The organism is Micromonospora deserti (assembly GCF_003236335.1).
In the GTDB taxonomy this organism is placed as follows: domain Bacteria; phylum Actinomycetota; class Actinomycetes; order Mycobacteriales; family Micromonosporaceae; genus Micromonospora; species Micromonospora deserti.
Genome location: NZ_POUB01000097.1, coordinates 1 through 19927, shown reverse-complemented (window position 1 = coordinate 19927; position 19927 = coordinate 1). Strand labels below are relative to the sequence as shown.

The following is a 19927-nucleotide window of genomic DNA, read 5'->3' as shown; positions in this document are numbered from 1 at the left end:
GGATGCGCCAGGTCCCCCCGGCCCCGGCCCTGGAACCCGACCGGTAGCCGCGACGCCGGTCCCGTCGGACGTCGTGGACAGCCCGTCCGCCCGCGCGGGGTTCACCGGCACCCAGCCCCGGCCGGAGGGCGTTGGCGCTCCGCGTCGCCCACCCGCCGCCGGCCCGCGAGCAGCGTCCGGCGACCCCACAGACCTACGGTGTGCCATCCGCGTCGACGAGACCCCTGGTAGTCGGAGCCCGTCTCCCGTCAACCGGCCACCATCAGCTGGCGCACCCGGGCGCCCAGCCCGTCGAAGACCGAGCGCGCCTCGGACCAGGTGCGCGACCGCTCGGCCGGCTCACCCCCGTCGTCCCCGCCGGCGACCGGCGCGGCCAGCCCGGCCAACGTGTCCAGCTGGAACAGCGGCAGGTACTCGGCGATCCCGTCGTAGGTCTCGCAGAGCCGGTCCAGCCGGTCCAGGTCGGACGGCCGCGGGTCGGCGCGGTGGTCGTCGTACCACTGCTCGATCCCGTCCCGGAACGCCTCGATGAGCCGCCGCAGCACCACCGAGGTGCCCACCGCGCGTTGCACGTCCCGGGAGCGCAGCAGCGAGCGCAGCGGGGTCCCGTTGTCGGGCAGCGGGCCGGCCCCGGCCCGGGGCGGGGCGAACGCGTCGGCCAGCCGACGCTCGAAGCCGGTGAGCTGGTCCAGTGCCTGGATCGCCTCGACGAAGACCCGCGCCACCCGGCCCGGCAGCGGGGACCCGGCGGCCGTCGCGGCGCGACGCGCGGGCGCGGCGGCGTCGAGGCGGGCCGCCGCCCCGGCCAGGTCGTGGCGCAGCTCGCCGCGGATCTCGTCGAGCTGGTACGACAGCTGCTCGATCGAGCGCTGGGTGTTGGTCTGCTGCCGGTGGATCCGCTCGACCCGCTGCCGCACCGAGGTCAGCGCGTCGGCGCCGATCACCTGTTCCAGCCGGCGCATCAACGCCTTGACGCTGCCCGAGAGATCCTCGGCGAACGACTGTGGTTCGTAGACGATCGGTTCGATGCTGAACGTCCCGGCGAGTTCCGCGGCGAAGTCCGCGGGCAGGTGACCGACGACGACGAGGATCACCTCGCTGTCGGGAACCGCCGCCCGGATCGAAACGACCCGCCGGTTCAGCGCGTCGACCTCCTCGGACTTCAGCACCGACTCGGTGAGCAGCACGCAGCACCCGGCGTTCTGCTCCTCAAGCGGGATCCAGAAGTCGACCGGCAGGTCACGCAGCGAGCCGACCAGATGGTCGCGCTGGTACGACCACCCGTCCTGGGTCAGCACCCGGCGGACCTCGGCGCCCACGTCCTGGCGGCTGGCCAGGTCGAACTGGACCCGAACCACCTCGCGCACCATCACGTGGGTGACCGCGGTGCCGGCCTGCATGGCCCGCTGGTAGAGGTGGTAGCAGAGCCGGATCACCCGTCGGGGCACCCCGTCGGCCAGGTTGGTCAGGTACTCGGTGGTCTCCATCGTGAACGGTGCCAGCCGGGCCTCGCCGAACGCCCGCAGCTGGGTCTGCCGGACGAAGCCGCGCACGTCCTCCCCGGTCAGCGCGGACATCCGGACGATCGGGCCGATCCGCTGCCGGGCGTCCGGGCCGAGCAGGTGGAGCATGTCGGGCAACCCGGCGATCACCAGGAACGCTCCCGCGGTGGCGAACAGGCCCAACATCCGCTCGAAGCGGGCCGTGGTCTCGTGCCCCGGCCGCCCGGAGGCGGAGAGGATCTTGTCCAGCTCGTCGAGCACGAGCACGAAGCGCTCGTGCCGGCGGCCGTGCAGCAGGGCGAGCACCCCCATCGCCTCGACCGCGGTGGCCTCCACGTCCTCGCTCGCGGTCACCCCGGCGGCGACCAGCGCCGGGGCCGGCGGGTAGCCCATCAGCCAGTCCCACGCCACCGCCTCGGTGGCCGGATCGAGCAGCATGGCCAGGGCGGTGCCGAACGCCGGATCGGTGGTGACCTCGGCGAGGTCCTCGCGTAGCCGCCGGGCCAGCGCACCGGTCGACTCCGGCCCGGCCGGCGGCGCCGGATCGACCTCCGGCCGCAGGTCGCGGGCCTCCGGCGGCGCCGGGTCGACCTCCGGCCGGTCCCCGACGGCGGTGGTGCCCGGCGGCATGGCGGCGCCCGTCCCGGAGCCGTACCGCAGCACCAGGTCGCGGACGGCGTCGCGGGAGAGCCGGCCCAGGAACCGGCGGTGCAGCGACAGGAAGGTGTCGGCGGGCGCGTCGACGTAGATCGCCTGCCCGGCCTCACCGGTGACCTGCCGGGCGTGCGCCAGCAGCTCCACGGCGAGGTGCGTCTTCCCGGTGCCGTAGTCCCCGACGACGGCGACCGTGCCGCCACCGCCGGTGCGCAGGTAGTTGTCCAGGTGACCGGTCGCCTCGCGGATGGCGACGGTGACCACGGTGGCCGCGTCCGTGCCGTGCTCGGTGACGCGGGCGACCGCGGTGGGCGAGAAGGGATTGACCGGGCTCGCCGCCGGTGGACCCTCGACTGCGTCCATCTCCTGATCCTCCGGTCGCTCCGGCCTGGGCGTCAGGCATTGTCGCACCGGAGGCCGGCTCCGCACGTACGCCACCTCCGGCCCGTCATTGAATCGTAGCCCTCCGTGGCTACTCCGGCGGACCCCAATCGACCACCAGGCGCGGTGTTCACCTGGGAAAAGACCTGATCGGCCAGGGGCGCTGCAGCCCGGTTGGATCGACCGCGTCGAATACGATACGGGCTCGCCGCGACCCGTGCCCGGGCGGCTCGGCCGGCCGGGTCCGGCGCGGGTGATGGGCATCGGGCCGGATGACGGCGACACTGGTGCGACGGCGGTCCGACGGCGAGGGAGTTGGCGATGACGGGTCCGGTCTCCGGCTCGTACCGTCCGGCCGGGCGGCTGCTGCGGGCGGTGTTCGGAGTGATCGGGCTGGTCGCCCTGGTGCTCGGCTTCGTCGGCTTCCAGCGCCTGCTGCGCGACCGGCCGGACGCCGAGCACGACCTGTATGACGTGATCTACTTCGACCTGCAGCTGTTCGTGCTCGGCGCGGAACCGTTCCAGGAGCCCGGCCCGTACCCGTGGCAGTTGCAGGTTGCCCGGTTCGCCGCCCCGTTGTTCACCCTGCTCGCTGTCGCCGAGGCCGGCCGGCTGCTGCTGGCCGCCGAGATCCGCCGGCTGCGCGCCCGCCGGGCCCGGGGGCACGCCGTGGTCTGCGGCGACTCGCAGTTCGCGCAGATGCTCGCCGACCGGCTCTTCGCCGACGGCGCGCGGGTGGTCGTGGTGCGCTCCGAGCCGTTCGGGCCGCTGGAGTACCGCCGGCGCCGCTACCTGGGCGTCACCGGCGACCCGACCAGCGACGAGGTGCTGCGCGGTGCCGGGCTGCCCCGGGCCCGGACGATCTACGCCTGCACCGGCGACGACGACCGGAACCACGCGATCGCCAACGCCGCCAGCCGGCTGCTGCAGGACCGCCGGCACCCTGCCCGCGTCTACGTACAGGTCCACGATCCGGAGATGTGCCTGTCGCTGCAGGCCCGCCGGTTGGGCGCGGCCGGCTCCAGCCGGTTGCGGCTGGACTACTTCCACGTCGACGACGTCGCCGCCCGCGCCCTGCACCGGCACCACCCGCTGCCGGCGGGGCCGGGACGGCCGACCCGGCTGCTGATCGCCGGTGAGGGTAGCTTCCGGCGCGCCGTGCTGGTGGAGACCGCCCGCCACTGGCGGCAGCGCCGGGCCGAGGCGCCGGCCGTGCCGCCCCTGCACGTGGACCTGGTCGCCCCGGACGCCCACGCCGAGTTCGCCGTCGCCGCCGCCCGGCACCCGTTCCTGCACACAGCCTGCGAGGTGACACCGCACGATCTCGATCTGGCCGGCCTGGTCGAGACGAGGATGCTGGACAGCGGCTACGACCGGATCTTCATCTGCGACCCCGACGAACGGACCGGCCTGCGGCTGGTGCTGGACACCCCCGCGTTGTGGCAGGGGGCGGAGAGCTCGGTGTTCGTCCCGGTCTACCGGCAGGCGGCGCTCGCCGCCGCCTTCCACGGCGACCGGCGCCACGACCTGCTCGACGAGGTGCACGGCAAACTGCGGCTCTACCCGGTGCTGACCCGGGCCTGCGATGCCGAGCTGATCGCGGAGGACCTCACCGAGCGGCTGGCCCGGCAGATCCACGAGCAGTACCTCCGCTCGCAACGGCGCCTCGGCGCGCGCGACGGGGACGGACCGGCCATGGTCGACTGGTCGCGGCTGCCCGAGTCGCTGCGCCGGGCCAACCGCGCCCACGTACAGGACATCGCCGCCAAGCTGGTGAACCTCGGCTGCGTCGTGGCGCCCCGGCACGGCACCGCCGGCGGGGCCGCGCACCGCGCCGCCAGCGAGGCCATCGAGGACCGGATCGACGAGCTGGCCCGGCTGGAACACGACCGGTGGTGCCGGGAGCGGCGCGGGGAGGGCTGGTTGTTTGGAGAGCCACGCGACGACGCCCGCCGGCGGCACCCCGCGCTGCGACCGTGGGACGAGCTGCCCGAGGACGTCCGGGAGAAGAATCGTGACGAGATCCGGGCGCTGCCCGACGTGCTCTCCGACGCCGGGTTCGAGATGATCCGGCTGACACCGGCCGCCCCGGACCTCCCGCCGCGCCCCGGCGCCGCGCCGCCCGCCCCGCGCGCCGCCGCGTACGACACCGGGGAGAGGGCGGGCTGATGACGGCGGACCTGTCACCGGTCCGGGTCGGCATCACCGGGCACATCTACCTGACCCCCGCCACGGAGCGACTCGTCGACGACGCTCTCCGCGCCGAGCTGCGACGGATCAGCGACCGCCCGGTGCGGGGTGTCACCTGCCTGGCCGGCGGCGCCGACCAGATCTTCGCCCGGGCGGTGCTGGCCCTGGGCGGAGCGTACGAGGTCATCCTTCCGGCCGGCGACTACCGGGCCCGGGCCATCCGCCCGGCCGACCGGGCCGCCTTCGAGGATTTGCTGGGACGGGCGGTCGAGGTCGTCCACACCGGTCACCCGAACGCCGGCACGGACGCCTACGTGGCCGCCAACCGCCTGCTGCTCGACCGGGTGCAGCGCCTGCTGGCGGTCTGGGACGGACAGCCCGGCTGCCACGCGGCGGCGACCGACCGGACCGTCCGGATGGCGCTGCGGCGCGGCATCCCGACCACGGTGCTGTGGCCCGAGGGGGCGCAACGGGCCGAGGTGCCGCCGGGCGGCTGAGCTCCGCCGCCCGCGGCGGCCGGCCGGTGGACCGTTCCGGCGCGGCCGGCCGGCCGGTCGCCTCGGACCGGCGACGTGGGGGCGGCCAGGTCCGTCGGCCCGGCGGGAAACCCGGTCAGTCCGGCAGGCGCGGCATCTCCAGACCCGGGTCGCGGCCCAGCAGCACCGCCCGGGTCACCGCCGTCGACCCGAACCGGTCGCGCACCGCGTCCACCGCCGCGTCCAGGTCCGCGCCCGGGTCACGGTCGAACGGCAACGGTGGCTGGACGGGGGAGTCGTCCAGGTTGCCGACGGACACCCCGATCAGGGTGACCCCTCGCCGGTCGATCTCCGGCAGCGCCGCGCGTAGCAGTGCCCTGGCCGCACCGAGCACCGGGATCGTCTCCGCCGTCGCCTTGGCCACGGTGTGCGACCGGGTGGCCCGGGTGTAGTCGGCGAAGCGCAGCCGCAGGGTGATCGTCCGCCCGGCCCGGCGGGCGGCACGCATCCGCCGGGTCACCCGGTCGACCAGGCCGGCGAGGATCGCGTCCAGGTCGGCGGGGGAGTACGGGCCACGGCCGAGGGCGTGCTGTGCGCCCATCGACCCGCGCCGGCGCCCCACCTGCACCGGCCGGGGGTCACGGTTGTGCGCCAGCGCGTGCAGGTGTCGGCCGGCGCCCGCGCCGAGCAGCGACACCAGGGTCGCCTCGCCGAGCCGCGCGACCTGCCCAACCGTACGGATCCGCCGCTCGCGCAGCTTTGCCGCGGTGACCGGGCCGACGCCCCACAGCCGCTCCACCGGCAGCGGGTGCAGGAACGCCAGCTCCCCGGCCGGCGACACGACCAGCAGGCCGTCGGGCTTGGCGACACCGCTGGCCACCTTGGCGAGGAACTTCGTCCGGGCCACCCCGACGGTGATCGGCAGGCCGACCCGCTCGCGAACCTCCCGGCGCAGCCGGACGGCGATGTCGGTCGGCGGCCCGACCAGCCGACGCAGGCCACCCACGTCGAGGAACGCCTCGTCGATGGAGAGCCCTTCCACTAGCGGCGTGGTCTCCCGGAAGATCTCGAACACGGCCCGGCTGGCCGAGGTGTACGCCGACATCCTCGGCGGCACCACGACCGCGTCCGGGCAGAGCCGCCGGGCCTGGCGGCCACCCATCGCGCTGCGGACACCGCGGGCCTTCGCCTCGTAGCTGGCGGCCAGGACCACGCCGCCGCCGACGATCACCGGCCGGCCGCGCAGCCGCGGGTCGTCCCGCTGCTCGACCGAGGCGTAGAACGCGTCGAGGTCGGCGTGCAGGATGGTAGCCCCGGTCGACACGAACATATGTTCGCACAGCGGTCGTGATCATCGCACTGACCTGCCCGAACGTGGACGGCTCAACCGCCGCGCCGCTCCAGCAGCGCCTTCAGCGTCGCCAGGTCCTTGCGGTTGGCCCGGCACCCACTCCACGACCTCGTACGCGGAGGCGAGCCGCCGGCCGAGGAAGTGCGCGACGAACGCGACCCGGGAGCCGGCCCGCAGCGGCGGGGGCGTCCGCCACACGGCGCCCTTCCACGACGTACCCCGCCGACACCCGCGTCGGTTCTGCCGCCGTCCAGTCTCTCCCGAAACGCCGGGCGTCGGTGGTGGTGACGCGGAGCTCCGTCGCCGGTCAGGCGACCCGGGGCACCGGCAGCCGGAGCCGGTGGGCCTCGCCGGCCCGCTCCACGCCGGGACCGGCCGCGCCGGGCGTCCATTCGGCGCGAGCCGTGACCGTGGGCTGCGGGCCGGTCGGTGCGGACCCGCCGGACGCCGCGCCGACGGCGGGGCGCAGCGTCGACGTGATCTCGTCGAGCAGCGCCAGCAAATTGTCGAGATCGTCGGCGGCCATCCGGAAGGAACCCCGGCAGACCGTGCCGGCCCAGAGCGACAGCACCAGAGCGCCCCGCTCCGGGTGCCAGCTGATCCGCATCGTCCGGTCGCCGCCCCGGATGTCGGTGAACAGGTCACCGAAGCCGGGCATCGGTAACACCTCTCCCATCCACCAAGGATGCCCGAGTGTCGATCGTCGGGAAAGGTCCCGCCGAGATCCGTGCCCGCGCCGGGCAGGTGCTGAGAGGCCCGCGCCGGGCAGGTGCAAAGCACCTGGCACGCCGGGGTGGGCGAACTCGCCGCGGATCGCCTCCCGCCAGGCGCTCGGCGACGGCGGGCCGGCGTCGCCTCGGCGGGCCCACGTCATGCCCGCCACTTCCTCGGGTTTGGCCAGGGGCAACCGGAGCGACGGGCCGGGCGGTCAGGGCCGGGCCGGCTGGCGGCGGACGGCCAGCAGGGCGATGTCGTCGCTCGGTTGATCGACGCCGAGGGCCGCCATGACGGTGGTGCAGACATCCTCGGCGGGCGCCGGCTGCGCCGCGACGACCAGGTGCCCGATGCCGACGTCGATGACCTCGCCGCGGCGTTCCACGAGCCCGTCGGTGTAGCAGACCAGCACCGCCCCGGACGGAAACCCCACCTCGGTCCGGTGCCGGGCCGGGAGCCGGCGGCCCGTGCCGAGCGGAGGGTCGACGTGAGCCTCGGCGACGGCGCCCGGCTGGCCGGGAACGGCGAGGACGGGGAGCAGGTGCCCGGCCACGGAGAGACGGATGACGGCCCGGTCGGGGGAGACCATGGCGTAGAGCGCCGTGGTCAGGCTGCCCGCCTCGAAGTGGGCGACCTTGCGGTCGAGCAGGGCCAGCGCGTCCGCCGGGTCGTCGCAGACCAGCGCGTACGCGCGCAGCGCGCTGCGGATCCGCCCCATCACCACCGCCGACTGCAGCCCGTGCCCGGACACGTCGCCGATGACCAGGCCCAGCCAGCCCGAGGGCAGGGTGAACACGTCGTACCAGTCCCCGCCGATACCGGCGACGTGCCCCGGCACGTAGCGGGCCGCCATCTCCAGACCGGGTACGGCAGGTAGTCGGGTGGGCAGCAGGCTGCGTTGCAGGGCGAGGGCGGCCGTGTGGTCCAGGTTGGTGGACCGGGCGAGGCTGGCCAGACTGGCCCGGTCGGCGACCAGTTCGAGCAGGCGCACGTCGTCGGTGCTGAACGTGCGCCGGCGTACGGTGCCGACGTGCAGCACACCGATGAGCTGACCGCGGGCGAACATGGGTACGCCGAGCAGCGAGCGCAGGCCGATCTGCAGCAGGACGGGGTTGACCACCGCGTCGGGGGTGATGTCCTCGACGATCACGGGCCGCCGGGTCTGCGCGATCCGGCCGGCGAAGCCCCGGCCGATCGACACCCGGAATCCCTGCCGGACCTCCTCCTCCAGCCCCCGGGCCGCGGTGGCCACGAGCTGGCGGGCGTGCACGTCCAGCAGGAGGATGGCCGCGGTGTCGACGTTCAGCAGGTCCCGGACCCGGTCGAGCAGCTCGTCGAACAGGTCGGCGACGTCGAGCCGGGACAGCGTCGCGTCCGTCACCGCCTCGATGCGGCGTAATCGCTCGTCGTCCCGGAGGAGCCCCACGTCGACCACGACAGGATCCTAGTCCCGCACCTCGGGCCGGGACCCGCGCCGCCACCCCGGGCGCCCGGCCCGACGCCGCTCCCGGGCCTGCCCGTTCGGCGGTTCATCGCGATCGGACCGCCGTGGTCGGCCACGCGGAACCCGCCGGTTCCAACGGTGGGTGAGCCGCGGTCCGCCGGTCAGGGTCGGTGGCGGCGCGCGGCGACCGCCTGGCGCGGGGAGCGGCGGACCACGGCGATCCGGTCGCCCCGGGTGTGGACAGACACTCGTCCGCCGCGTCGGCGCCGGACGGTGAGGTCGAACGTGCGACCCCCGACCTGCACCCCTTCCAGGGTGAGCTGGGGCAGCCACTCGGGAAGGTGCGGGTCGACGAGGATCATCCGCAGGGGCGCGGCCGGCCGCAAGGCCAGCAGGGCCTGGACCAGCGCGATGACCGAACTGGCCGACCAGGCCTGCGGCGAGCAGGAGTTCGGGTAGACGCCGGGGTACGGGTAGGCGTCGTCGCGGGGCAGCCCGCTGAGCACCTCGGGCAGGCGATGGTCGTCGAACAACGCCGCGGCGGCGAACATCCCCTCGGCCAGCCGGTGCAGGTGCGCCCAGCAGCCGTATCGGGCCAGCCCCAGGCCGATGGTGCCCGCCTCGACCGGCCAGACGCTGCCGCGGTGGTAGCTGAACGGGTTGTATGCCGGGTGATCGGCGGAGAGGGTACGGACACCCCAGCCGCTGAACATGTCCGGCGCCAGCAGCCGGTCGGCGACCACCGGCGCGATCCGGGCCGGCACGATCCCGGTGGCCAGCAGGTGGCCGTCGTTGGAGTTGACCGAGCGCACCTGCCGTTTGCCCGGCCCGAGCGCCATGGCGTGGCAGCCCAGGTCGGGCATCCAGTAGGCGCGGTGGAAGCGGCGGCGCAGGGCGGCCGCCCGGTGGACCAGTGCGGCGGCGACGGCGGGATGGCCGGTGGCGGTGAACACGACGGCGGCGTGCCGCAGCGCGGCGTACCAGTAGGCCTGCAGTTCGCTGGTCGCGATCGGGTTCGGCACGACCTGCCCGTGTTCGTCGACGACGGCGGTGTCCGAGTCCTTCCAGCCCTGGTTCTTCAACCCCGCGCGGGAGCGGCGGTGGTATTCGAGGAAGCCGTCCCGGTCGAGGTCGCCGTACCGGTCGATCCACGCCAGGACGCGTCGGGCCGTCGGCAGCAGGCACCGCACGGTGTCGAGGTCGCCGGTCCAGGCGTAGTACTGGCCGAGGAAGACCAGGAAGTCCGGCGCGGTCGACCAGTCGCCGTGGTAGTGGGCGAACGGGTCGATGTCGAGTGTGGACACCGGGCCGTGGCGGGCCTCGTGCAGCGGCTTGCCCGGCTCCTCGTCGCGCCAGTCGTCGATGCGCCGCCCGAGGTGGTGGGCGTTGAGCCGCAGGCTGTCGGCCAGCATCGTCGGCCCGGCGAGCAGGGCCTGCCAGGAGGCGGTCATCGTGTCCCGCCCGAAGATCTCCTGGTAGATCGGCAGGCCGGCGATCGGTGCGGTGGGCCCTGCGGGTTCTCCGAGGGGCAGCACCGACAGGTCCCCGGTGGCGCACTGCCAGGCGGCCGTCACGTCGAGGTTGATGCTGGTGAGTCGGGTGAACTCGCGGGTGAGCCGCGCCCGGGCCGAGGCGGCGGCGTCGCCGGGCTCGGCGAAGGTGGGCGGCGGCGCGCCGAGGCGCCGTCCGTCGAAGACGGGCTCGACGACCAGTTCCACCCGGCTGCTCTTCCGCGGCGGCACCGCCACCTCGACCGCCAGGGCCCCGTCGACGTACCGGACCGGCGTGTCGGCCTGCGCGCGGATCGCCACCGCCCGGTCGAGCCCGTCGCACCGGTAGGTCAGGCGCAGCTCCTGGTCCCCGGGATCCCAGCTGGCGTCGATTTCGCCGGACTGGAGCCGGCGGCCAATCTCGGCCTCGCTGGTGTCGGCGAAGTCGGCGGCGAGGTGGACCCGTAGCCGCAGGTGTAGCGGCCGCTCGGCGTAGCTGAGCACGGTGAGTCGGGTACGCAGTCCCTCGCCGACGAAGCGCTCGACCAGCAGGTAGGCCGCCCGGGAGGGCAGCGCCTCGCCGTCGCCGAGTTCGGCGTACGACAGTTGGGCGTGCCCCCGTACGTTCGCCGTGCTGAACGGGACCGGCTCGTGGCCGTCGACGGTGATCCGTTCCGTGCTGAGCACCCGGGTGTTGTGCGCGAAGAAGCCCTGCGGCCCGGCGCCGGTGATCCGGCCGCGGACGTCGGTGACCAGAGTGCTCCAGCCGCTCGCCACGTACAGCAGGTCCGGGCGGACGCGCAGGTTCCGGACGGGGCTCATCCGTCGAGGAGTCGGGGCGACGCCGCGCCGTGTCGGCCGGACGGCACGCGCTGGGCCGGCGACGCGTACGGACGCCCCATCAGCACCTGGCACCCCCCGTGACCTGTGGTGCGGGTCTGGACGCGCCGGTGGCAGCGCGTCCCGCGGACCCGCCGGACAGCGGTTCGTACCCCCTGGCGCTCCTGGTACACCTTCGCGGCGCGGTCCGTTCCCGGTGGTCAGCCCTGGGGCTGGGTGATGTTGACCATCCACCCGATGCCGAACCGGTCGACGCACATGCCGAACTCGTCGCCCCACATCTGCTTCTCCATCGGAATGGTCACGGTGCCGCTGGCGGAGAGCTTGTCCCAGTAGCCGCGCAGCTCCTCGGCGTTGTCGCCGCTGAGGCTGATGGCGATGTTGGTGCCCGGCCGGTGCTCCATGCCCGGCGCGGTGTCGGCTCCCATCAGGGTGATGGCGGGCCCCACGTCCAGCAGGCCGTGCATGATCTTGTCAGCCAACGCCGGGTCGTCGTTGCCGAAATCGCCGAAGGTGCTCAGCGTCAGCTCGCCGCCGAGGACGCTCTGGTAGAACTGCATCGCCTCACGGGCCGTGCCGGGGAAGTTCAGGTACGGGTTCAGCCTTGTCTGCACAACACCCTCCTTGGTGGTGACCGGTCCCATCGTGACAGCCTCTGACCGGTCGACCGACGAGGCGCGACGGCGTTTCCACCGAGGGTGATCGGCGGGGGTGGCCGGGCGGCCACCCCCGCCGGGGCTGGTCAGCGGTGCCGGAAGGACTGGCGGACCACCCCGCCGACGAGGACGCACCAGGTGCTGGTGGTGAGCTTGCCGTTGCGGGGCAGGCCGTGCAGCTGCTGGAGGTCCTTGACGGCCTTGGTGGTGGCGTAGTCGTACTCGCCGGTGACGGCGACGTCGGCGTACCCCTTGAGGTTGAGGATGAACTGGGCGGCGCTGACCGGGATGCCGGTGGCGTCCTTGCCCAGCTCCGGCACCAGCGTCTCCCAGGTGGGGGTGGTGAGGGTGGCGTCGACGTCGACCGGGATGCCGTTGCGGTACTGCCAGTCCTGCACGGCGGCGACGGTGGCGGCGTCGAAGACGCTGTTCACCGGCACGGTGTAGCCCCGGTGGGCGAGAAGGTACTGCACCACCCGCACCGACGGCGAGCCGACGAAGCGCCACAGGTCCGGCCAGCGGCGGGCCGGCACGTCCGCGAGGTCGGTGCCGAGGGCGCGGAACACCCGGCGGCGCAGCATCGGGAACTGCCGGTAGAACGCCGCGCCGGGGCACGCGGTGGTGCGGAAGTCCCAGTGGCCGAAGATGTCGTGGGCGTGCAGCCCGTACTGCTGGCAGATGGTCGTGCAGAGCTTGACCAGCGAGTCGAGCAGCGCCTCCGGCGGGGTTTCGGTGACGTAGGTGCCTTCGTTCTCGATGCCGATGGCCCGGCCGTTCTCGCCCGGGCAGTGCGCCGAGATCATCTGTCGGTCGCCCGCCTGGAGCCGCTCCAGGCTGCCGCGCCGTCCCTCCAGGACGTAGCCGCCCCGGCTGATGGTGAAGTGCTGGCCGGTGTCGGACCAGCCGTTGCCGTCCATGTGCAGGTTCTGGCAGTCGCGGGCGAGCTTGATCGCCTGCCCCTCCGAGTAGTCCGTGACGTTGGGGAACGCCATGTGGTGCACGATGATCTTGTTGGTGGGGATGGCGCTGACCGACAGCGGGTGGTTCGGCGGGCGCGCACCCCACTCGGCGCAGCTGTAGATCCAGTCGAGATTGGCGCCGGGCTCCGCCTGGGCGGCGGCCGGGAAGGCGAGTTCACTCCCGACGACAGCGACCGTGGCGGCGCCGAGGCCGGCCCGCAGCAGGGTCCGGCGGTCCAGTTCGGAATGGTCGACGTGCATGGCATCTCCTCTTGCGGCCGGCTGTGGGGGTTGGGAGCGGATGAAAAGGAGCTCCAAGAGCCGCGCGTGCTGTGGAGGATATTGCCAACGAGCGAGCATGCGCTAGAGGCCGACGCAGGTCGACACCGATTCGTGCGGCGGCGCCCGGGCGGCTGCCGCCGGCCGGCGCCACGGGGCCGAGGCCGGCAGCGCACGCCGCCGGGGTGTCACGCGCCGGCGTGGTGGCGCGCACCGTCCACCCGGGACGCCGCCGCCAGGCCACCGCCGGCCCGACCGCTGCTGGACTGGTCCGGCCCGGACCTGTGAACGGGCCGGCGACCGACCGCGCCGGGCGTCGGGGCAGCGGCCCAGGTCAGAGCACCTGGGAGAGGAACCGGCGCAGCCGGGGGTGCTCGGCCCGTTCGAAGATCGCGGCCGGCTCGCCGGCCTCCAACACCACGCCGCGGTCCATGAAGGCGACGCTGTCGGCGACCTCCCGGGCGAAGCCCATCTCGTGGGTCACCACCACCATCGTCATGCCCCCGGCGGACAGCTCCGCCATCAGCGCCAGCACGCCCTTGACCAGCTCCGGGTCCAGCGCCGACGTGGCCTCGTCGAAGAGCATCACCTGCGGCTGCAACGCCAGTGCCCGGGCGATCGCGACGCGCTGCTGCTGCCCGCCGGACAGGTGCGCCGGCCGGGCGTCGGCCTTGGCCGCCAGCCCCACCAGCTCCAGCTGGGTGCGGGCCACCGCCACGGCCTCGTCCTCGGAGAGCCGGCGGATCCGGCGCAGGGCGAGCGTGATGTTGCGCAGCACGCTCATGTGCGGGAAGAGATTGAACTGCTGGAACACCATGCCGACCCGCTGCCGCAGGGCGTCCGGGTCGTCGCGCAGCACACTGCGCCCGTCGAGCAGCACGTCACCGCGGTCCGGCTCGATCAGCCGGTTGATGGTGCGCAGCAGGGTCGACTTTCCGGAGCCCGAGGGACCGATGACGCAGGCGGTCCGCCCGCGGGCCACCTCCAGGTCCACGCCGCGCAGCACCCGGTTCGGCCCGAAGGCCAGGTGCACGTCGCGAACGCTCAGGCTGACCGAGGTCGTCGTGTCGATGCTCATCGCTGGCTGCCTCCCAGAGCGCCGGGCAGCGCCAGGTCGAGGTCGTCGTCGTCGGGCGCGGTGGTCGGCCGGCCGTGCCGCAGCCGCCGGTCGATCCAGTTCACGATGTGCGTCAGTGGCACGGTCAGCGCCAGGTAGAAGAGTCCGGCCAGCAGCAGCGCCGACTCGTTGCCGGTGGTGGCCGCGTAGTCCTGCCCGATCCGGAACAGCTCCCGCTGGCTGGCCACCAACCCGAGGAAGTAGACCAGGCTGGAGTCCTTGATCAGGGCGATCAGCTGGTTCACCCAGGCTGGCAGCACCCGCCGGATCCCCTGTGGAACGATCACCAGCCGCATCGCCTCACCCCAGGAGAAGCCCAACGCGCGGGCGCCCTCCAGCTGGGCGGCCTCCACGGACTGGATGCCGGAGCGGAAGATCTCCCCGATGTACGCGGCCGCGATCAGCGACAGCGCCAGGATCCCCAGCGGGTACGGGTCGGGCCCCCAGACCTGCATGCCCAGCGGCGCCAGGCCGACGCCGATGAGCAGGATCGTCGCCGCGGCCGGCAGGCCCCGGAAGATGTCGGTGTAGACCCGCGCCGGCCAGCGCAACCAGCGCGTACGGGAGATGCCGGCGATGGCCAGCAGCATGCCCAGCACCGAGCCGAGCAGGGCGGCGGAGACCGCCAGGATCAGCGTGTTGGGCAGCCCGACGGTCAGCATCTCGGGCAGCGCCTCGCGCATGGAGTCCCAGTCGAAGAAGGTCTCCCACAGGGTGCTCAACGGATCCATCAGTGCTCGCTCCTACCGCCCCGCTCGCTCGTCGTCCGTACTGTCAGGAATAGGCCGACGCCGACGCGGTCGGCGCGGCCGGGATCGCCACCGTGCCGCTGCCCGGCGTGAAGCCCGCCGGGACCGGCCGGCCCGGGTAGTACTGGGCCTGCAGGCGGCTCCAGGTGCCGTCGGCGATCACCTCGTCGAGGGCCTTGTTCAGCGCCTCGCGCAGCGCGTCGTTGCCCTTGGCGAACGCGTACGCCGTCGGGGCCGGGCTGAGCAGCCGGTCCGCCACCTTGATCTTGCCGTTGCTGTCCGCGGCCGAGGCGTCGCCGATCTCGGCCGGGGCGATCCAGGCGTCGGCGGTACCCGCCTTGAGCTGGTTGATCGCACCGTTGTAGTCGGGCACCCGGACCGGGTTCAGCTGCTTGCCGGTGGCGTAGTCGTCCTGGACGGTGCCCTGCACGACCACGACCCGCTTGCCGGTCAGCTGGTCGAAGCTGGTGATCGAGGAGCCGGCGGGGACGTCGAGGCCGAAGTAGCCGAAGTCGTAGCCGTTGCCGAAGTCGACCGTCTTCCTGCGCGCCTCGGTGATGGTGATCGAGGAGCTGCCCACGTCGAACTTGCGGTTGTTGACCTGGGAGAGCAGCGCCGAGAAGTCGGTGCCGACGAACTCCACCCGCAGGCCGATCTTCGCGGCGGCCGCGGTGAGCAGGTCGTTGTCGAAGCCGGTGAACCTGCCGTCCTTCAGGTACACGTTCGGCGGGGCGTCGGTGAGCGTCCCGGCGCGCAGCACACCGGGCTGGAGCAGACCGTAGGGGTTGGCGGCCTGGTCGGACGAGGTGCCGCCGCCGCACCCGGCCAGGGTGGTGACGCCGAGGATCGCGGCCACGCCAAGGGTGGCCGCCCGGGTCAGGGCAGGAAGGAATCGCACAGATGTCTCCGAAGGTCGTGCAGGCGGCGCACGGGCGTGCGTCGCCGACGGTGCGCCGGTGGGCGGACCGCTGGGGATGGTTCTCGGAAGGGGGTCGGGCGCGCTAGCGTGCCGGGTGCAGGGCACCGGGGCGACAGCCGGCGCTGTAGACGCGCATCATGTCCACGTGCCGCCGCCGGGTCAGTGCCGGCCGGTCGGCCGACGGGCCCGCGGGGGCGGCCGGTGGGGCGCAGATGCGAGACGACATGGCTCTCCTCAAGGTCGAGATGACCTGGGAACCAGGCCACGCTTGCACCGGAGGTTGCTCCGGTGCCTGGTCCTCACCCGGGGCACCCCTACGCGGAGGAGGGTTGCCGGCCAGCGAGCCGGGGCTTGACGCTGGCGCTCATGACCTGCCGACGAGGCTAGCAGCCCACCGCGGTGGACCGTCCAGCCGTTATGACCACCCTCACGCGGCCCGCCGGCCGCGGGGAGATCATTCCGACCTGCGGCAGGCCGTCACCGCCCCCGGGAGGCCCCGACCTGCCGCGACCCGCTTCGGCACCGGCGCGGCGGGCGGGGTCACTCCTCGATCGCGCCGCCGATGCGCCGCAGGTGGCGGCGGAAGGTGTAGGCGGGATCGGTGGCGCGGCGGGCCAGGAACTCGTCGAAGGCGGTCTGCTGGCGCAGCGTCTCCCCGGCCCGGATCCGCCGGGCCTGGACCCGCTCGGTCCGCCGGATCCCCTCCGCCGTGGCCAGCAGCTCCTCGACCCGCCCCGCGGGCAGGAAAAGCACCCCGTCGTCGTCGGCGACGACGAGGTCGCCGCCGTCCACCAGGTGCGGCCCGAACCGGGCACTGGCCAGCGTCGCCGGCCCCCGCTCGTCCAACCGCACCGGGCCCGCCGGCAGGCTGCCGTAGCTGAAGACCGGCACCCCGATCTCCACCAGTTCGCGGGTGTCGCGGTGCAGGCCCCACACCACCAGGCCCGCGACGCCGCAGGCGGCGGCCTCCAGCACCGCGAGGTCACCGACGCATGCCTCATCCGACCGGCCACCGTTGTCGATCACCAACACGTCGCCGGGCCGCGCGTCGCCGTACGCCTCCAGGAAGACGTCCACGCTGCCGTGGTGGCGTACCGGCAGCACCCGGCCGGCCAGCCGGTGACCGGGCACGACCGCCCGGATGCCGGCCGGCGCGACCCGCAGCGGCACGTCCAGGCGTACGCAGGCGTCCGCGAGCAGCGGCGTGGACAGGTCGGCGAGACGGTCCGGCATGACGTCCTCCCAGCGGTCCCCGGTCGCTCCGGCGGTCCCGGTCGAGCCGTCATCGTAGGGACGGGGGCCCACCTCCCAGCCAGATCCAATTCGGCACCGCTGGCGCGTCCCCCCCCACGGCGCTTCCGCCGCGCCGGGTGCGGGTGCTCCGGAATCCCCTCGCGGCGCCGCCGGCGCCCCGGGTCCGCTACCGCGTTGCCGTGGCGTGACAATCTCGGCCGGGTGAGCACCTTCGTCGCGCAACTGCCCGCGCTCATCGGCGTTCTGGTCGGCACCCTCGGCACCATCCTCGCCACATCGGTGGCCGACCGTTGGCGGTGGAGGCGGAGCCAGAGCGTTCGGTGGGACGAGCGCCGGCTGGACACGTACGTCGAGTTCGCGCGGGTGGTCAAGGAGATCCAGGCGGTCTCCGTACGCATCCTCTTCGAGGAGCGCCGTGCCTCCCGGAGCGTCGCGATCGACCGCAGGACGGGGCTCGCGCGGCTGGCGGACCTGGACGTGCGGCACACGCTGGCCTGGGAGGGCGTGCTGCTACTCGGGGACGCGCGGACGGTCGGAGCCGCGCAGCGGTGGCGGGATGCGGTCTGGGCGATCGAGCAGGCCGCCAGGAACGGGACGGCGGCGGGCGACGGCACGCCGGACCTGCTGCGTCAGGCCAATGAAGGGCGGGACGGCTTCTACCTGGCCGCCCGCACCGGGCTCGGGGTCAGTGGTGGCCCCGTGGCCCAGTCCGTGCTGCTGCAGCAGCGGCTCGGCCGCGGGGCGCTCACCGAGCCGCTCGTGGCGGCGGACCCGCCCGGCGACGGCGCCGACCGGTGATGCCCGGGCGGGAGACGCCGTCGCGGGGCAGGACTGACGGTCGACACAACGGGTAAGGGCCGCCGCGGGAGGCGCACGCCTGCCGGATCGGGGGTGCCGTGGAAGCCGCTGTCGGTGTGGTGATCGTGCTCGTGGTCCTCGCGCTCGTGGGATCGATGAGCGTCCGCCTGGTGCAGCAGTACCAGCGCGGGGTCGTCTTCCGGTTCGGCCGCGTGCTGGACCGCGTCCGGGAGCCCGGTCTGCGGTTCATCGTCCCGGTCGCCGATCGCATGGTGCGGGTCAGCATGCAGACCGTCGTGATGGACGTCCCCCCGCAGGGCGCCATCACCCGGGACAACGTCACCCTCACCGTCGACGCGGTGGTCTACTTCCGGGTCGTCGACCCGGTGAAGGCCCTGGTCAACGTGCGGGACTACCCGGCGGCCGTGCTCCAGGTGGCGCAGACCGCCCTGCGGTCGGTCATCGGCAAGGCGGACCTGGACACCGTGCTGGGCGACCGGGACCGGGTCAACGCCGAGCTGAAGGCCGTCATCGACGCGCCCACCCAGGGGCCGTGGGGGCTGCTGATCGAGCGGGTCGAGGTGAAGGACGTCGCGCTGCCCGAGGGGATGAAGCGCTCGATGTCCCGCCAGGCCGAGGCGGAGCGGGAGCGCCGGGCCCGGGTGATCGCGGCCGACGGCGAGTACCAGGCGTCCCGCCGGCTCGCCGACGCCTCCCGGGCGATGGCGGCCACGCCGGGGGCGTACCAGCTGCGGCTGCTGCAGACCGTGGTGGACGTGGCGGCGGAGAAGAACAGCACCCTGGTGATGCCGTTCCCGGTCGAGCTGCTGCGCTTCTTCGACCGGGCCGCCCGTACCGAGACCGGAGAGCCACCGGGGAACCCGGCCGACCTCACGGCCGAGCCCGCCCACGCCGGGCCGCCGCCCGGCGACGGCCACCGCCGCCCGCCGCAGCCGCCCGGCTGAGCCGCCACGGCGTCGTCGCCCGCCGGCCGCGGCGGGTGACACGGAGCGACTTGCCGCCGGCTGCTACGAGTGGAGCGTGTCCGTAACCGACCATGCCGCCGCCGTGCCCCGCATCGCCCGCCCGGGCCCGCCGCCCGGGCGTCCGGGGCCCGGCGGACGTCCGGGCCCCGGAAGCACCCGTTGCGCCGATGGCCCGTCCGTCCCGGGCGACCAGAATGACCAGCGTGGCGGCCGGGGTTTCCGTCCCGCCTTGGGCGGGGAGGTGAGCGGGTGAGCGGCTGGCAGGTGTCCGGCTACACCCCGGTGCGGCAGCTCGGCGCGGGCGCGTCGGGCCGGGTCGAACTCGCCGTGCACGACGCGACCGGCACCCCGGTGGCGATCAAATACCTCGCTGGCGGCATCGGTGACGACCCGTCGTTCCGCACCGCGTTCCGCGACGAGGCCCGCCTGCTCGCCGAGATCGACGACCCGCACGTGTCCCGGCTCTACGAGTACGTCGAGTCGCCCGGCGGCGCGGCGATCGTGATGGAACTGGTCAACGGGGTGTCGCTGCGGCAGATGCTGCGCGCGCACGGACCGACCACACCGGAGTCGGCGCTCTGCGTCCTCAAGGGCTCGCTGGCCGGGCTCGGCGCGGCGCACGCCCGCGGCGTCGTGCACCGCGACTACAAACCGGAGAACGTGCTGGTCACCGCCGAGGGCGCCAGCAAGCTGGCGGACTTCGGCATCGCCCTGCCGGTCGGCGCCGGCTCCGGGGTGAGCGTCACCGGCACCCCCCGCTACATGGCGCCCGAGCAGTGGACCGGGGCGCCGGCCAGCCCGGCCTGCGACATCTACGCGGCCACCGCCACCTTCTACGAGTGCCTGACCGGCCGGCCGCCCTACGACGGGCGGGACCTGCTCACCCTGCGCCGGCAGCACGCCCAGGCACCCGTCCCCACCGAGGCGGCCCCCGAGCCCGTGCACGACCTGCTGCGGCACGGCATGGCCAAGCAGCCCGCCGGCCGGCCGCAACCCGCCCAGGTCTTCCTCGCCGAGCTGGCCGAGGTGGCCGCCGGTGCGTACGGGCCGCAGTGGGAGGAGCGCGGCCTGCGGGAACTGGCCCGGCGGGCGGCCCTGCTCGCCGCGTTCTTCCCGTTCCCCGACGGCGTCGGCGGCGCCACCAGCCTGGCCAGCACCGCCCTCGGCA

16 protein-coding genes and 1 riboswitch are annotated in these 19927 nt (G+C 74.0%); of the genes, 5 read left to right on the top strand and 11 right to left on the bottom strand.

Translation table 11 applies throughout. The features are described from left to right. Positions 1-248 precede the first annotated feature (248 nt). The gene (locus C1I99_RS15715) at positions 249-2519 is read right to left on the bottom strand and encodes a hypothetical protein (RefSeq protein WP_111134963.1); all 2271 of its coding nucleotides are present in this window, start codon (positions 2517-2519) and stop codon (positions 249-251) included. A 339-nt stretch (positions 2520-2858) separates the two neighbouring features. Between C1I99_RS15715 and C1I99_RS15710 the strand changes: the two genes are divergently transcribed. Both C1I99_RS15710 and C1I99_RS15705 read left to right on the top strand, forming a co-directional pair. Next, positions 2859-4706: a RyR domain-containing protein gene (locus tag C1I99_RS15710; RefSeq protein WP_111134962.1), complete on the top strand. Its 1848-nt coding sequence runs from the start codon at positions 2859-2861 to the stop codon at positions 4704-4706. Continuing rightward, positions 4706-5224, top strand: a complete 519-nt coding sequence (locus C1I99_RS15705; protein WP_111134961.1) for a hypothetical protein — start codon at positions 4706-4708, stop codon at positions 5222-5224. Before C1I99_RS15710 ends, C1I99_RS15705 begins: the two co-directional genes overlap by 1 nt. A gap of 115 nt (positions 5225-5339) precedes the next feature. On the opposite strand, the gene dinB is transcribed toward C1I99_RS15705, so the two are convergent. The 10 genes from dinB to C1I99_RS15650 all read right to left on the bottom strand — a co-directional run bounded on the left by dinB (position 5340) and on the right by C1I99_RS15650 (position 16954). Further along, positions 5340-6527, bottom strand: a complete 1188-nt coding sequence (gene dinB, locus C1I99_RS15700; protein WP_111134968.1) for a DNA polymerase IV — start codon at positions 6525-6527, stop codon at positions 5340-5342. A 334-nt stretch (positions 6528-6861) separates the two neighbouring features. Next, complete coding sequence (locus C1I99_RS15690) at positions 6862-7230, bottom strand: hypothetical protein (RefSeq protein WP_146603967.1); 369 nt, start codon at positions 7228-7230, stop codon at positions 6862-6864. Positions 7231-7482: 252 nt separating this feature from the next. Then, a complete protein-coding gene (locus tag C1I99_RS15685; protein WP_111134959.1) occupies positions 7483-8703 on the bottom strand; it encodes a PP2C family protein-serine/threonine phosphatase in 1221 nt (406 codons plus the stop codon). Between the two features lie 170 nt (positions 8704-8873). Further along, a complete protein-coding gene (locus tag C1I99_RS15680; protein ID WP_111134958.1) occupies positions 8874-11024 on the bottom strand; it encodes an amylo-alpha-1,6-glucosidase in 2151 nt (716 codons plus the stop codon). 218 nt (positions 11025-11242) lie between these two features. Beyond that, on the bottom strand, positions 11243-11656 hold the full coding sequence (locus tag C1I99_RS15675) for a VOC family protein (protein WP_111134967.1): 414 nt from the start codon (positions 11654-11656) through the stop codon (positions 11243-11245). 128 nt (positions 11657-11784) lie between these two features. Then, entirely contained in the window at positions 11785-12918 is a 1134-nt protein-coding gene (locus C1I99_RS15670) for a peptidoglycan recognition protein family protein (protein WP_111134957.1), read from the bottom strand. A gap of 352 nt (positions 12919-13270) precedes the next feature. Further along, positions 13271-14008: an amino acid ABC transporter ATP-binding protein gene (locus C1I99_RS15665; RefSeq protein WP_111134966.1), complete on the bottom strand. Its 738-nt coding sequence runs from the start codon at positions 14006-14008 to the stop codon at positions 13271-13273. A 2-nt stretch (positions 14009-14010) separates the two neighbouring features. Continuing rightward, entirely contained in the window at positions 14011-14784 is a 774-nt protein-coding gene (locus C1I99_RS15660) for an amino acid ABC transporter permease (protein ID WP_111134956.1), read from the bottom strand. A 43-nt stretch (positions 14785-14827) separates the two neighbouring features. Next, complete coding sequence (locus tag C1I99_RS15655) at positions 14828-15700, bottom strand: ABC transporter substrate-binding protein (RefSeq protein WP_111134955.1); 873 nt, start codon at positions 15698-15700, stop codon at positions 14828-14830. A 280-nt stretch (positions 15701-15980) separates the two neighbouring features. Then, positions 15981-16093, bottom strand: a riboswitch (SAM riboswitch). Positions 16094-16261: 168 nt separating this feature from the next. Beyond that, a complete protein-coding gene (locus tag C1I99_RS15650; RefSeq protein WP_111134965.1) occupies positions 16262-16954 on the bottom strand; it encodes an RraA family protein in 693 nt (230 codons plus the stop codon). 222 nt (positions 16955-17176) lie between these two features. On the opposite strand from C1I99_RS15650, the gene C1I99_RS15645 reads away from it, so the two are divergent. From C1I99_RS15645 to C1I99_RS15635, 3 genes are all read left to right on the top strand, one after another. Further along, positions 17177-17773 (top strand): hypothetical protein, encoded by a 597-nt coding sequence (locus C1I99_RS15645; protein ID WP_233512523.1) that lies wholly within the window; start codon positions 17177-17179, stop codon positions 17771-17773. 155 nt (positions 17774-17928) lie between these two features. Then, positions 17929-18738, top strand: coding sequence for a slipin family protein (locus tag C1I99_RS15640; protein WP_111134964.1), 810 nt, complete (start codon positions 17929-17931; stop codon positions 18736-18738). A gap of 270 nt (positions 18739-19008) precedes the next feature. Further along, a partial coding sequence (locus C1I99_RS15635) for a serine/threonine-protein kinase (protein WP_146603966.1) occupies positions 19009-19927 on the top strand: 919 nt, incomplete at its 3' end.